The sequence below is a fragment of the Ruegeria sp. CJ9 genome (genome assembly GCF_056536625.1).
Genome location: NZ_JBQFPY010000010.1, coordinates 38,579 through 52,586, shown reverse-complemented (window position 1 = coordinate 52,586; position 14,008 = coordinate 38,579). Strand labels below are relative to the sequence as shown.

13 protein-coding genes are annotated in these 14,008 nt (G+C 58.6%); 3 read left to right on the top strand and 10 right to left on the bottom strand.

Annotation, left to right across the window (positions count from 1 at the left end; genetic code table 11):
- Nucleotide 1: 1 nt before the first annotated feature.
- From edd to ACR0AJ_RS18020, 4 genes are all read right to left on the bottom strand, one after another.
- Entirely contained in the window at nt 2-1,807 is a 1,806-nt protein-coding gene (edd, locus tag ACR0AJ_RS18035) for a phosphogluconate dehydratase (RefSeq protein ID WP_170351385.1), read from the bottom strand.
- Nucleotides 1,808-1,809: 2 nt separating this feature from the next.
- Nucleotides 1,810-3,255: a glucose-6-phosphate dehydrogenase gene (gene zwf, locus ACR0AJ_RS18030; RefSeq protein WP_170362532.1), complete on the bottom strand. Its 1,446-nt coding sequence runs from the start codon at nt 3,253-3,255 to the stop codon at nt 1,810-1,812.
- A gap of 138 nt (nt 3,256-3,393) precedes the next feature.
- Entirely contained in the window at nt 3,394-5,637 is a 2,244-nt protein-coding gene (gene ptsP, locus ACR0AJ_RS18025) for a phosphoenolpyruvate--protein phosphotransferase (protein ID WP_480664361.1), read from the bottom strand.
- Nucleotides 5,638-5,683: 46 nt separating this feature from the next.
- Nucleotides 5,684-6,922: an aspartate kinase gene (locus ACR0AJ_RS18020; RefSeq protein WP_170351389.1), complete on the bottom strand. Its 1,239-nt coding sequence runs from the start codon at nt 6,920-6,922 to the stop codon at nt 5,684-5,686.
- A gap of 163 nt (nt 6,923-7,085) precedes the next feature.
- Between ACR0AJ_RS18020 and ACR0AJ_RS18015 the strand changes: the two genes are divergently transcribed.
- Nucleotides 7,086-7,439, top strand: a complete 354-nt coding sequence (locus ACR0AJ_RS18015) for a hypothetical protein (protein ID WP_170351390.1) — start codon at nt 7,086-7,088, stop codon at nt 7,437-7,439.
- Here the strand turns inward: ACR0AJ_RS18015 and ACR0AJ_RS18010 are convergent.
- From ACR0AJ_RS18010 to ACR0AJ_RS17990, 5 genes are all read right to left on the bottom strand, one after another.
- On the bottom strand, nt 7,433-8,071 hold the full coding sequence (locus ACR0AJ_RS18010; RefSeq protein ID WP_480649057.1) for an SDR family oxidoreductase: 639 nt from the start codon (nt 8,069-8,071) through the stop codon (nt 7,433-7,435). The genes ACR0AJ_RS18015 and ACR0AJ_RS18010 overlap by 7 nt on opposite strands.
- Before the next feature lie 3 nt (nt 8,072-8,074).
- Nucleotides 8,075-8,530: a DUF1178 family protein gene (locus ACR0AJ_RS18005; protein ID WP_170507539.1), complete on the bottom strand. Its 456-nt coding sequence runs from the start codon at nt 8,528-8,530 to the stop codon at nt 8,075-8,077.
- A gap of 71 nt (nt 8,531-8,601) precedes the next feature.
- Nucleotides 8,602-9,066, bottom strand: coding sequence for an NUDIX hydrolase (locus ACR0AJ_RS18000; protein ID WP_170351393.1), 465 nt, complete (start codon nt 9,064-9,066; stop codon nt 8,602-8,604).
- Between the two features lie 119 nt (nt 9,067-9,185).
- Complete coding sequence (locus ACR0AJ_RS17995) at nt 9,186-9,929, bottom strand: EcsC family protein (RefSeq protein ID WP_170379120.1); 744 nt, start codon at nt 9,927-9,929, stop codon at nt 9,186-9,188.
- A gap of 53 nt (nt 9,930-9,982) precedes the next feature.
- Nucleotides 9,983-10,477: a GNAT family N-acetyltransferase gene (locus ACR0AJ_RS17990; RefSeq protein WP_170351397.1), complete on the bottom strand. Its 495-nt coding sequence runs from the start codon at nt 10,475-10,477 to the stop codon at nt 9,983-9,985.
- Between the two features lie 72 nt (nt 10,478-10,549).
- Here ACR0AJ_RS17990 and ACR0AJ_RS17985 point away from each other — a divergent pair, with 72 nt between their 5' ends.
- Nucleotides 10,550-11,155, top strand: coding sequence for a flavin reductase family protein (locus ACR0AJ_RS17985; protein ID WP_170351399.1), 606 nt, complete (start codon nt 10,550-10,552; stop codon nt 11,153-11,155).
- Between the two features lie 135 nt (nt 11,156-11,290).
- Here the strand turns inward: ACR0AJ_RS17985 and ACR0AJ_RS17980 are convergent, their stop codons facing one another.
- Entirely contained in the window at nt 11,291-12,925 is a 1,635-nt protein-coding gene (locus tag ACR0AJ_RS17980; RefSeq protein ID WP_170351401.1) for a SulP family inorganic anion transporter, read from the bottom strand.
- Nucleotides 12,926-13,132: 207 nt separating this feature from the next.
- On the opposite strand from ACR0AJ_RS17980, the gene ACR0AJ_RS17975 reads away from it, so the two are divergent.
- Nucleotides 13,133-14,005 carry an S-methyl-5'-thioadenosine phosphorylase gene (locus ACR0AJ_RS17975; RefSeq protein ID WP_170351403.1) on the top strand — a complete coding sequence of 291 codons (873 nt, stop codon included), beginning with the start codon at nt 13,133-13,135 and terminating at the stop codon, nt 14,003-14,005.
- Nucleotides 14,006-14,008: the final 3 nt, after the last annotated feature.

Genomic DNA, 14,008 nt, shown 5'->3' with positions numbered 1-14,008 from the left:
ATTACACTCCGAAAATGCTAGCACCCGCGTCGGCAGACCCGACGTTGTTGCGAAATACGGCGAACAGATCCCGTCCGACCCCGTGCTGATTGGCGGACAGATCCGCAGTGACCGGGGTGCGATCCAGCACACCCGGAGTGAGGATTTCCAATTCGCCTTTCACTGCGTCAACGCGCAGCACATCACCATCCTGGAGATAGGCAATTGCACCGCCCTCCAGCGCCTCGGGGCAGACATGGATCGCGGCGGGAACCTTGCCCGAGGCACCTGACATACGGCCATCCGTGACCAACGCCACCTTTTGGCCCCTGCCCTGGAGGATCGCCAGGATTGGCGTCAGTGAATGCAATTCGGGCATGCCATTGGCCTTTGGTCCCTGGAAGCGGACCACAACGATCACGTCCCCGGTGAAGTCGCCCGCCTTGAAGGCCGCCTTGACCTCGGCCTGATCATGGAAAACACGCACGGGCGCTTCGACGATCTGATGTTCGGGCGCGACTGCGGAAACCTTCATAACGGCGGTGCCCAGATTGCCAGTCAGGCGTGACAGTCCACCGGTGGGCTGGAAAGGATCTTTGGCGGGGCGGACAATCTTGTCGTTCAGGCTGTGGCCCGCGCCCTCTTCCCAGACCAGATCGCCGTCTTTCAGCTTGGGTTCCTTGGTGTAATTGTGCAGGCCCTGCCCTGCGACTGTCAGGGTGTCCGGGTGCAAAAGCCCATCGTCGAGCAGCGTGCCGATGCAATACCCCAAACCACCAGCTGCATGGAAATGGTTCACATCCGCCAAACCGTTGGGATAGACCCGCGCGACCAGTGGGACGACGGCGGAAATATCGGAAAAATCCTGCCAATCCAAAACGATACCACCCGCCCGTGCCATTGCGATCAGGTGGATCAGCAAGTTGGTCGAGCCACCGGTAGCCATCAGCCCGACGATGCCATTCACGAAGGCTCGCTCATCCAACACCTGATAAACCGGCGTGTAGTTATTGCCCAACGCGCTGAGTGACAGGGCACGGCGCGCACCCTCTTCGGTCAAGGCATCCCGCAGCGGCGTGTTCGGATTGATGAAGCTAGAGCCCGGCAGGTGCAGCCCCATGAACTCCATCAGCATCTGGTTGGTGTTGGCAGTACCGTAGAAGGTACAGGTGCCAGGGCCGTGATAAGCAGCCATTTCGGCGGCCATAAGCTCATCGCGGCCAATTTCTCCGGCAGCGAATTTCTGGCGCACCTTGGCCTTTTCATCATTGGGCAGGCCGCTGGTCATCGGGCCTGCGGGCAGGAACACGGCGGGCAAATGGCCGAAGGCCTGCGCCCCAATTATCAGACCGGGAACAATCTTGTCGCAAACGCCAAGGAAAACAGCTGCGTCGTAGGTATTGTGGCTCAGCGCGACGCCCGTGGCCAATGCAATCACATCGCGCGAAAACAGCGACAGCTCCATCCCGGCCTCGCCTTGGGTGACGCCGTCGCACATGGCAGGTACACCACCTGCAACTTGCGCAGTGCCACCGGCAGTGCGGATCGCATCGCGGATCAGGCCAGGGTAGCGTTCAAACGGCTGGTGAGCTGAAAGCATGTCGTTATAAGCGGTCACAATACCAAGGTTTCCGGCGGCGCCGGTCGCCATCGCCTGTTGATCTGTCCCCGCCCCAGCATAAGCATGGGCCTGACCGCTGCAGGACAGATGCGCGCGAGCCGGGCCTTTGGATTTGGCCTGTTCCATCCGTTCCAGATGCGGGCCACGCAGGTCGGCGCTGCGGTCGATGATCCGCTGGGTGACGTCAGTGATAACAGAATGAACCATGGTTAACCTCCGATCTGACGCCAGCGACGTCCGTCGCGGTGCATCAGCATCAATGCTTCTTCGGGGCCCGAACTGCCCTGATCATAGCGTGCCGGGCGATCGCCGCGATCTTCCCAGCCTTGAATGATGGGATCGACCCAAGCCCAGGCGGCCTCGGCCTCGTCTCCGCGCATGAACAGGGTCTGGTCGCCACGTATGACGTCCATAATCAGCCGCTCATAGGCATCCGGCGCGCTGGCCTCGACGCCCAAAGCGTCGGCAAAACTCATGTCCAGCGCCACATCAGACAGGCGGAACCCGCCTGGGCCTGGATCTTTGATGGTGGTGCGTAGGGTGATGCCCTCGTCCGGTTGCAGGCGGATCACCAGCACGTTCCCGTGCAGCGGGCCAACATTCGGAAAGATCGTATGCGGCGGGTCACGAAAGAACACGGCAATCTCGGATTCCCGCGCCCGCAGCCGCTTGCCGGTGCGCAGATAGAACGGAACACCCGCCCACCGCCAGTTGCCCAGATGTACCTTCAGCGCGATGAAGCTTTCCGTACGACTGCCGGGGTTGCCAACGTGATCGACATAACCACCCTGCCCGTGTTCGGCGCGGTATTGGCCGCGCGCGATATCTTTCTGCTCAACAGGCTCCAACGCTTCGATCACCTTGACCTTTTCATCGCGCACAGCGTTGGGCGCAAATTTCGACGGCGGTTCCATCGCCGTCAGACACAAAAGCTGTACCAAGTGGTTCTGAATCATGTCCCGCATGGCACCGGACTGGTCATAATAAGCGCCGCGCCCTTCAACGCCCACAGTTTCAGCAACCGTGATCTGTACGTGGTCAATATGGGTCGAGTTCCATAGCGGTTCGAACAGGGAATTGGCAAAACGCAGGGCCATCAGGTTCTGAACCGTCTCTTTGCCCAGATAGTGGTCGATCCGGTAAATCTGGTGTTCTTCGAAGCAGGTACGCAGCCCCTCGTTCAACGCTTTGGCGGACGCCAGATCATGACCAAAGGGTTTTTCCACCACGATGCGGCTGTCCGATGTGGCCAACCCGTGTTGGTTCAGCCGGTGCGCAATGCCCGAAAACAAGCCAGGCCCCACCGACAAATAGAACGCACGCACGACGTCAGGGCGCAATGCTTTGGCCAAATTCGACCAGCCGGCATCGCCTGACGCATCAACAGGGACATACGAAACCCGGCTTAGAAAGCGATCCAGAACGTCCTTTTTGAATTCCGGCGCAAACTCCGCCATCGAGGCGCGTATCTGATCGCGAAACGCATCACTGTCCATGTCCGATCGCGCCGAGCCGATGATGCAGGCGTCCTCGGGCATCTGCCCGACCTCAAAGCGGTGATACAGGCCCGGCAGGATTTTACGTTGCGCCAGATCGCCGGTCGCACCGAACAACACCAGATCGAACGGGTTAACCGGAATTACGCGTGAAACCATCGACGGGCTCCTTCAGTTCTACCTTTGCCAACATAGCACCAGAAAGTCGCAGCACTTGTGGTTTGAGTGATGTTAACGCTAACATTTGCAAATTGCATAGGCAATGCAGATGCAGAAAGCAAGCCCGGATTTGGGATGTCAGCCCTGATTGCGCAGCCACTCCATGACGGCGGGGCGCACCGATTGCTCACCCCGGTGCCGCGCATCCGCGATGATCTTGCGCAAAGATTGCAGATCGGCCCGCAGCAACACGCTTTTGACCGGACCGATCGAGGCCGGACGCATGGACAGTGTCCGAATACCCATCGCGGCCAGGCACAGCGCCTCAACCGGGCGACCGGCATCCTCGCCGCAGAACGAAAGCGGCGTATTGGAGGAGTTGCAGCGCTCAACGATCTGCGCGATGAAACTCAGAAAGCTGACATTCAGCGTGTCATAGCGACGACGTACCAGTTCATTTTCACGGTCAGCAGCAAAGAAGAACTGCTTCAGATCATTGCCTCCGACCGAGACAAAATCGACCTCGTCAAAGAACTTTTGCGGCGCAAAGGCCAGCGATGGGGTTTCCAGCATCGCCCCAACCTCAAGCGTTTCGGGCAGGATATGACCCAGACGCTTTTCACGCTCGATGGTTTTATTGACCTCCCAGCGGGCCTCGTAAAACTCGTCGGCTTGCGCCACGAAGGGGAACATGATCGACAAGGGGCGGCCATTGGCGGCACGCAAGAGGGCCTGCAACTGCATACGCATCACGCCGCGTTTGTCCAGACCGACGCGGATTGCGCGCCAGCCCAGCGCCGGGTTCGGTTCCGCCACGTGCTTCATGTAGGGCAAAACCTTGTCGGACCCGATATCCAACGTGCGAAAGATCACGCGCTTGCCTTCAGCAGCGTCCAGAACCCGTTGATATTGTGTCACCAATTCTGACCGCTTGGGCATCTGGTTGCGGATCAGGAACTGCAGCTCGGTTCGGAATAGGCCCACGCCCTCGGCCCCGGAATTATTCAATGAGGGTAGATCGGCCATCAGCCCTGCATTCATTACCAGATTGATCCGCTCCCCATCCCGCGTCACTGTCGGGGTTTCACGGATTGAGGCATAGCGTTCCTGCGCCTTGGCCTGCATCGCGATTTTATCTCGCACAGCGTTTGCCACGGTGTCTTCGGGACGCAGATGGACAATGCCCTGATCCCCATCTACCAGGATATGGTCGCCGTTCAGCGCCTCGGTCGTGATCCGGCCCACATGTACCACCAACGGAATAGCCAACGCACGTGCCACGATAGTGGCATGACTGCCGACCGAGCCTTCCTCAAGCACGATGCCTTTCAGTGATCGTCCGTATTCCAGCAGGTCTCCGGGACCGATATTGCGGGCGATCAGGATCGGATCAGGTGGCAGGTCAGCGCCATTTGTATTGCCTTGGCCTGTCAGAATGCGCAGCAACCGGTTGGACAGGTCATCCAGATCAGCCAGCCGTTCACGCAAATACGGATCGGTTACCTGCCCCATCCGCGCGCGGGCCTGCGATTGTTCTTTTTCAACCGCTGCCTCGGCGCTTAGGCCCAGGGCGATGTCCTCTTCCATCCGGCGCATCCAGCCTTTGGAATTGGCAAACATGCGATAAGCCTCAAGGACTTGAAGCTGTTCCTTGTCGCCGCCCTGCGAGATTTCAAGCATCTTGTCGACGCCAACGCGCAGCTCTTCGACCGCTTCATTCAAGCGTTCACGTTCGCGATGTGGATCATCGGCAATCGGGTTGGTGACCACGACGCGGGGCTCATGCAGCCAGACATGACCTTCGGCGTATCCTTCCTGTGCGGGACCACCGCTCAGCTGTACTGATTGCTGGTGCAGGGGCGACAGGGCCGCACCCTCGCCGACAAAGGCGCCCAGCTCGGCCATCTCGGCCAGAACCATGGCGACGACCTCCAGCGCATAAACCTCATCCGCCGAAAACTGGCGCGCCTCGCGGGATTGCACCACCAGAACGCCCAGTTTTTCACCCAGCCGTTGAACCGGCACGCCCAGAAAGGACGAAAACCGTTCTTCGCCTGTTTCCGGCATATAGCGGAAGCCTTTGGCCGACGGCGCGTCAGGGGTATTCACGACCTTGCCAGATTGGGCGACGCGGCCAACCAGACCTTCGCCCATACGCATCCGGGTCTTGTGCACCGCTTCGGGTGCCAAGCCTTCGGTGGCGCACAGCTCCAACGTGTCTTCGTCGCGAAACAGATAGACCGAGCAGACCTCGGCCCGGATGCTGTCGGCGATCAGATGCGTAATCCGGTCAAGACGTTCCTGACCGGCGGCTTCGCTCGCCATTTCTTCGCGCAGCCGCCCAAGCAGCTTGCGGGATTCTGTTTCGGTGCCGTCCGCCATGGCCCAACCAAATTATTGTGTCAGGCGAAATCCTTGGCTGAAATGCTCAGGCCGCCTTGTCCAGTTCAAAGGCATCATGCAGTGCCTGAACCGCAAGTTCCATGTATTTCCGATCCACAAGGACGGAAATTTTTATCTCAGAGGTTGTAATGACCTTAATGTTGATCCCCTCATCCGAGAGTATCTTGAACATTTTGGCCGCAACACCCGACTGAGAACGCATTCCGATGCCCACCACCGAGACCTTGCAGACATCTTCGTCCGCAACCAGTTCGGCATAGTTCAGCTCACCCGCGTCCTTGATCGCCAACAACGCTTTCTCGGCACGCGCGACCTGATCGGTCGGGCACGAGAAGGTCATGTCGGTGCGCCCCTCGTCCGAAATATTCTGAACGATCATGTCCACGTTCACGCCCTCATCGCTGAGCGCGGTAAAGATGATCGAGGCGATACCGGGTCGGTCCGCCACCGAAACGACGGTCATCTTAGCCTCGTCACGGGAATAGGCCACACCGGCCACAACATTGGATTCCATGATATCCTCCTCGTCAACGACCAGCGTTCCGGCCTCGTCGGATTGTTCCTCGAAACTTGAGAGAACGCGCAGTTTCACCTTATACCGCATCGCCAGCTCGACCGAGCGGGTTTGCAGCACCTTGGCCCCCAGCGAGGCCAGTTCGAGCATCTCTTCGAACGAAATACGGTCCAGTTTGCGCGCTTTTTCACAGATGCGCGGGTCGGTGGTATAGACGCCGTCCACATCCGTATAAATATCGCAACGCTCGGCGCCGAACGCGGCGGCAAAGGCCACGGCGGTGGTGTCCGAACCGCCCCGGCCCAGCGTGGTGATGCGCCCTTCGGGGCTGATGCCCTGAAAGCCTGCGACAACGGCCACTTTCATGCCTTCGTCGAATTTTTGGGTCAGATTTTCGGTCGGAATTTCTTCGATCCGGGCCTGACTGTGGGCACTGGTGGTCATCAGCGGCACCTGCCAGCCCTGCCAGCTGCGCGCGGGAATATCCATTTCCTGCAACGTCAGCGCCATCAGACCGGCGGTCACGTTCTCGCCCGAGGACACCACGGCGTCATATTCACGCGCATCAAATAGGGGCGAGGTTTCGTTGACCCATCCCACCAACTCATTGGTCTTGCCCGACATTGCCGAGACAATGACGATCACGTCATAGCCCTTGGCCACCTCAACACCGATGCGTTTCGCCGCGCGGCGGATACGGTCAAGGTTGGCAACCGACGTGCCACCGAATTTCATTACGAGTACGGGCATGGGGGTGGTCTCTCCGCGCCTTGGAATTCAGGTTCCGTGCGTCTTATGCGAGGGGGGCCGCAAGGGCAAGGGTTCAAAACCGCCCCGAATGCCGCATGGGGCTGCTTTACATCCGGCAGCGAGGCTGTCAGCCTTAGCCATCGAATTTTCCAAGAGGTTTTCCATGTTCCGCCTTGCCCTCGCAGTTGTCCTGCTGTCTTCCCCTGCCCTTGCACAGGTTTCAACTCTGGCCGCAACTGACGGCAAGAATGCATTGGGCACTGTGCCCTGCGCCTCGGGCGGCGCACCGCTCGACAGCTGCCATGCCGAATTGCGCCACCATGACGACGGCACGACGACGTTGGCTGTGTCATTGGGCGGCGGTGAAGTGCGCAGCATCTATTTCACCGATGGCGTGCCGAATTCCAGCAGTTCACCTGCCAAGATCAGCCATGAAACACGTGGCGACCTGACCGTGATTTTCATCGACCCGGATGAGGTCTACGAAATCCCCACCGCAGCGTTGATACGTCAGTAAGCGTGGGGGCGACCGTCCCAGTTTTCGAAACAACCCGTTGTTTCCAGTGACAACGCATCGAACCTTTCAATCAGGCCCTCTGCGGCCTGATCCAGGGTGATATCGGCTTCGGGCCCGCCCATATCGGTCTGCACCCAGCCCGGGTGATAGATACCTACGGCAATTCCATCATCGCGCAAATCCGTGGCCAGATTGCGTCCCAGACTCAAGGCTGCGGCCTTTGATGCGCGGTAGATATAGCTGCCTCCCGGCGCGCGGGTGTGCGAGGCCATCGTCGATGAAATAATCGCAATCTTTCCCCGCGCGGCCCGCAGGTTCGGCAACAAAGCCTGAACGGTTAGAAACACGCCTGTCACGTTGATGGCAAAGCTTTGCGCCCACATGTCAGCGGGATAACCGTCAATGCTCTGCCCTTTGTCCAGATAGACCCCGGCGTTGCAGATCAGCAAATCGACGGGTTGATCTGCCAGATACGTGGCCACGTCGGAATGTTGCGAAGGGTCGGTAACATCCAGAACCACCTGCGCACTGCCATCCCGCGCGGTGCCGGTCAGCTTGTCCCCGCGGGCCCGGTAATTGTCAGCCAGCGTTCGGCCAATGCCACGATTGACCCCCGTAATAACTACATGCACAGCTTAATTTGTCTTTCTGCTGGGAACAAAAGGCAAAGGTGCCACTGGAACCCCATCGTCGATCAGGGCCTGCGCTTCGTCCGGCTTGGCCTCACCATAGATCGCACGCTCGGGCGCATCACCAAGATGGATTTTGCGCGCTTCGCTGGCAAAATCCTTACCCACATAGTCCGAGTTCTCTTCGACCTTGCGGCGCAGCTCGGCCAGCACCTTTTCAATGTCTGGCGCAGGGGCGGCCACATCTATCGTTTCAGCCTCGGGCATGGGGGCGATGGTCTTTGCCACGGCCTCACGGGCCGGGCGAACACGTGGGGTCATGATAGCCTTTTCAACATCCGCACATCCACACACAGCGCATGTGACCATGCCCGAGGATGCCAGTTTGTCGTAAGCGGCGGCCGATTGGAACCAACTGTCAAATGTATGGCCGTTGCTGCATTTCAATGCGTATTGAATCATGATCCGTCCAAATGTCGGTTGTCGAATTGATAACCACAGACATGGCAATATCAAGCCCTACCAGAGGCATCTTAGCGCATGATTGGCTCAAGTTTTTGAAACATTTGCCCAAGTTCGGGGAAATTGACGTGAACTGCGGCTTTTTTCGGCACAAACCATTGTCTCTGCCGCTGTTTGAATTCGGGAAAACACGCAGCAACCGATGTCACCAATAACGGAAAGACATCCACAACGCACAATACTGCGCCTTTTTTCTGATGACGTTTTCGATAGCAAAACTGCCCCATTGCCTGCGTGTCGCACTCTCCTCGAATGCCGGCCTCTTCCCACGCCTCCTGGCCTGCGGTCTGAGACGCAGTCAGCCCATCAATCAGCCACCCTTTGGGAATGATCCAACGGCGTGATTTGCGCGTTGTAATCAACAGCACTTCGGGTTGCCCTTGCTCAACACGATAGCACAAAGCCGCCGATTGCTGCAGCACCGGCAGGTGCCGGGCAATGTTGGAAACATGAGGCGAAAGCCTTGCGTCAATCACGCCGAGCCGCCTTTCATATGGATATTTGCCTGTTTGCCCGCGTTGTTTTGGTTTATTTAGCGGACGCTCAAATCATCAATACCATATGCGGTGAAATTCTCCAAGCCTTTGAAGAAAAATCACATTCGGGCGGCAAGTTTGCGCACCAGTTCATCGTGGGGAATATCGGCATCGACCGCCAAACGGCGCAGGCCGAAATGCACGCGGGCAATCTGCTGGTAATACCGCGTGTAGACATAGTTGGTGCCGCCTCCGGCAATGGCCCCCAATACCGGCACGGATTGCGCCGCCAATTTCTGCCCCAACACAACTGACAGCCGCGGAGCGACCGCTGCGATCAATTTCTGCATGGCAGGTCCTGTCAAGGTCAACCTGACCGAGAAGAACCCCAGATCGGCACCGTCGTCATTGGACAAAGGCCCGGCGGCGGACAGGACACGCACGCAATCAAATTTCACACCATCTTCCGACGGATCAAACCCTTCGCGCGCAGCCGCCCCTTGTATGGCACGCAACAGCATCGCGGTCGTCGCAGGTAATTCCATCAATGCAGTGGACATTCCGCCCAACCCTCCGGCTGCACCCATGGCCGTGGTTACCGCGGTGTTGACCCAGGGATGCTGGTCCGGCACAGCCCGTCTTGACCCTTCGGCAGCATGCATTGCCAACCACAGGGCCTGTTCCGTCGCACCCGTAAGGCCCTGTCTGATCGGTTCGGGCAATTGCTCCAACAAGGATTCTGCCGAACCTCCGAGGCTATTCAACAGCTTGACGCCCGGCCCTCCGGCCGTTCGGTAGTACCCCGCCAATCGGTCCAGTTCCGCCTCAGCATCCAGCTTTTCAACAAGAACCACGTCCTGCATAGATACCCTCCTGCCCATTAGACATCGGGATTTATGGCCAAGGTTTCAATAGTTCAGCGAGTCCAACGGGTAACAAGCCCGTCCACCCCGTCCCATACACCCGAGAATAATTCCAGCCCCAGAATTCGGTCCGGGTTGGTCGGAGGGGGCATTTCAACCCCATTCAGACGGGAAAACCCGAACCGGGCATAATAAGGTGCATCACCAACCAACATGACCCGATCCCAGCCCATCGCCCGGCCAGCTTCGATACCTTCGTGGATCAGAAAGCCCCCAAGGCCCTCGCCTTGATGGGTCGGGTGTACGGCTACCGGCCCCAGCAGCAAGGCATCGTGATCACCCACATGCACCGGCCAGAACCGAATAGCCCCAGCCAGAATGCCCTGCCCGTCACGCGCAACCAAAGACAAGCCTGAAACCGGCGGCACATCATCGCGCAGACGATACGAAGACAGCGCCTCGCGCCCGGGCGCAAAGCACAGGTCATAGAGGGCTTCGACCTCCCACCAATCATCCGGCTCTTCCGGCCTGATCCCGAACTGCTGCACCTCAGCCCTCTTTTCCTTGCTGGCATTCGCCCTAGCACTTCGCTACGCCTTGGGCAAACGCTTGGAGTAGAGATGTTCTATCGACCCGAAGACGGCCATGGTCTGCCGCACAATCCATTCAACGCTGTTATTACCCCCCGCCCGATCGGTTGGATCTCCACCCGCAGCCCCGATGGGATCAACAATCTAGCACCTTATTCCTTCTTCAACGGGGTCGCCTACACGCCCCCACAGGTGATGTTCGCTTCAACGGGCACCAAACACGATCAGGACGGCGGTAAGGACAGTGTTTCGAACATCGAAGCAACCGGTGTGTTCTGCGTGAACGTGGTGGCACACGCACACCGCGATGCGATGAACGCCAGTTCCGCAGGCCTGCCCAAACATCACGATGAATTCGAACATGCTGGCCTGACACCGGTTGGATGCGAAACCATCCCCTGCGCTCGAGTCGAGGGCGTCCCGGCTGCTCTGGAATGCAAATTGACCAAGATTGTCGATCTGCCGGGCGAGGCAAATCGGGTTGTTTTCGGAGAAGTAACCGGTGTCCACCTGCGAGACGATTGTTTGAGGGATGGAATATTCGACGTGACGACCTTCAACCCGCTCGCCCGGCTTGGATATCGGGACTATTCAGTCGTAACCGAGTTGTTCTCGCTTAGTCGCCCAGACGATTAGGAATTACAGGGGGGCGCTGCCCCCGCCGCCCTTTGGGCGCCTCCCCCGAGGTATTTTCAGCCAGATGAAGCAGGGGATCCTGTATTCATCTGGTCGCAAATACCTCGGAGCGCGAGGCAGAGCCTCGCAAAATACTCAGTGGCCGCCCAGAATGCCGGTGCGAACAGAATAATCCACCGCCAGTTGGTAATCGGGGTCATCATCGCTGTCGACCATCAGATGCCCTGCTTTGTTCAGCAGCTTGTGGCAATCGCGGCTGAGGTGGCGCAGCATGACGCGTTTGCCTGCGGCCTCGTACTTCGACGCGACGTTTTCGATGGCCTGCAGCGCGGACTGGTCCACAACCCGGCTTTCTGCAAAATCCACGATCACCGTGTCAGGATCACTTGGCACATCGAACAACTCGACAAAACCCTCGGAGGAACCAAAGAACAGAGGCCCTTGGATTTCGTAGACTTTTGCGCCTTTTTCGGTTTCCGATTCACGCGTGATGGCATGGATACGCTTGGCGTTGTTCCACGCATAGGCCAGCGCGGAGACGATGACACCAACCACAACCGCGACCGCAAGGTCTTCCATCACCGTCACCACAGTCACCAGAACGATCACGAACGCGTCCGTCAACGGCACCTTGCGCATGATCTTGAACGAGTTCCAGGCGAATGTACCGATCACCACCATAAACATCACCCCGACCAGTGCGGCCAGCGGGATTTGCTCGATCAGCGGTGAGGCAAACAAGATGAACACCAGCAGGAATAGCGCCGCCGCGATACCGGCGATACGGGTCCGGCCACCGGACTTCACGTTGATCATCGACTGACCAATCATTGCGCAGCCGCCCATGCCACCGAAGAAACCGGTGGCGACGTTGGCAACGCCTTGCGCGATACATTCCTGCGAAGCCCCGCCGCGCTTACCGGTGATCTCTCCAACAAGGTTCAACGTCAGCAGGGATTCGATCAGGCCGATTGCTGCCAGAATGACGGCATAGGGCAGGATAATTTCAAAAGTTTCCCAGGTCAGCGGCACCATCGGGATGTGGAACGGCGGCAAGCCTCCCTCGATAGACGCCAGGTCACCGACGCGAGGCACATCCAAACCAAAGCCAATCACCAGCGCGGCAACGACAAAAATACCGGCTAGCGGCGCAGGAATGATGCGCGTGATACGCGGCATGACCCAGATCACCGCCATGGTCAGTGCGACCAGGCCCAGCATCGTGTAAAGCTGCAGACCCGAAAGCCATTCGCCGCCACCTACGCCATGGCCGGTGTTTTCCATGGTGCCAGGCACTTTGAACTGACCCAACTGCGCCAGAAAAATCACGATAGCCAGACCATTCACAAAGCCCAGCATCACCGGATGCGGCACCAGCCGGATGAACCGGCCCCAATGCATGGCCCCAGCGATCACTTGCAGGATACCCATCAACACCACGGTCGCGAACAAGTATTCAACCCCGTGTTGGGCTACCAGCGCCACCATTACAACGGCCAGCGCCCCGGTCGCGCCCGAAATCATGCCCGGACGGCCACCAATCAACGCCGTAATAAGACCAACCATAAAGGCCGCGTACAAACCAACCAGCGGATGCACACCGGCCACAAAGGCAAAGGCCACCGCTTCGGGCACCAACGCCAGCGCCACAGTCAGACCCGACAGCAGTTCGATCCGCAGGCGCGAGGCGGTCAGCCCTTCGTCCGGCACCCAACGAAGATCGGGTTTGGCGATACGATTGGCAAAGCTTGCCAGCATGGCTCGGGGCATGGGACGGTCCTGTTGGGTTTTTTGAGTTTCGCGCGAAAGGGGTCTTTTAGCGGCCAAGCCCCACTTGAGATACCGCGTCAGGTGGGACCCAGATATGCACCACGCGCATACCGGACCATCAGCCAACACAAACCGTTGAACCCACTTGCCAAATCCTCTGCCGCCCCTCAGACAGTTTGCAACGTATTTTTCAAGTGGAGCACAACCATGACCCAGACGAAAATCGCCATCATCGGTGGATCAGGTATCTACGATATCGACGGGCTGGAAAATGCAGAATGGGTTACGGTTGAAACGCCTTGGGGTGCGCCCTCGGACCAGATCCTGACCGGATCTCTGAATGGCGTCGGCATGGCCTTCTTACCACGCCATGGGCGCGGCCACATACATTCACCGACCGAAGTGCCTTATCGCGCCAATATCGACGCGCTGAAGCGATTGGGTGTGACGGATGTGATTTCGGTTTCCGCCTGCGGATCTTTCCGCGAGCATATGGCGCCGGGGGATTTCGTAATCGTCGACCAGTTCATTGACCGGACCTTTGCGCGCGAAAAAAGCTTTTTCGGCACGGGCTGCGTTGCCCATGTCAGCGTGGCGCATCCGACCTGCCCACGCTTGTCGGACGCTTGTGAAACCGCAGGCAAAGCTGCTGGCATCACCATTCATCGCGGCGGTACTTACCTGGCGATGGAGGGGCCACAATTCTCGTCCCTGGCGGAATCCAAGATGTATCGCGAACATTGGGGCTGCGACGTGATCGGCATGACCAATATGCCCGAGGCGAAACTCGCCCGCGAGGCCGAGCTCTGCTATGCCTCAGTCGCCATGGTTACAGATTATGACAGCTGGCACCCGGATCACGGCGAAGTCGACGTAACCGCCATTATCGCCACCCTTACCGGGAATGCGGAAAAAGGCCGGGCAATGGTAAAAGGCCTGCCTGACCTGCTGGGGGCCGAGCGCGCGCCCTGCCCCCATGGCTGTGACCGGGCACTGGAATTCGCAATCCTAACCGCACCCGAGAAACGCGATCCAGCACTGCTGGCCAAGCTGGATGCAGTCGCTGGGCGAATTCTTTAACCT

Coding starts and splice junctions, on each gene's coding strand:
- edd (WP_170351385.1), bottom strand. CDS start 1,807: ATGGTTCATTCTGTTATCACTGACGTCACCCAGCGGATCATCGACCGC.
- zwf (WP_170362532.1), bottom strand. CDS start 3,255: ATGGTTTCACGCGTAATTCCGGTTAACCCGTTCGATCTGGTGTTGTTC.
- ptsP (WP_480664361.1), bottom strand. CDS start 5,637: ATGGCGGACGGCACCGAAACAGAATCCCGCAAGCTGCTTGGGCGGCTG.
- ACR0AJ_RS18020 (WP_170351389.1), bottom strand. CDS start 6,922: ATGCCCGTACTCGTAATGAAATTCGGTGGCACGTCGGTTGCCAACCTT.
- ACR0AJ_RS18015 (WP_170351390.1), top strand. CDS start 7,086: ATGTTCCGCCTTGCCCTCGCAGTTGTCCTGCTGTCTTCCCCTGCCCTT.
- ACR0AJ_RS18005 (WP_170507539.1), bottom strand. CDS start 8,530: ATGATTCAATACGCATTGAAATGCAGCAACGGCCATACATTTGACAGT.
- ACR0AJ_RS17995 (WP_170379120.1), bottom strand. CDS start 9,929: ATGCAGGACGTGGTTCTTGTTGAAAAGCTGGATGCTGAGGCGGAACTG.
- ACR0AJ_RS17985 (WP_170351399.1), top strand. CDS start 10,550: ATGTTCTATCGACCCGAAGACGGCCATGGTCTGCCGCACAATCCATTC.
- ACR0AJ_RS17980 (WP_170351401.1), bottom strand. CDS start 12,925: ATGCCCCGAGCCATGCTGGCAAGCTTTGCCAATCGTATCGCCAAACCC.
- ACR0AJ_RS17975 (WP_170351403.1), top strand. CDS start 13,133: ATGACCCAGACGAAAATCGCCATCATCGGTGGATCAGGTATCTACGAT.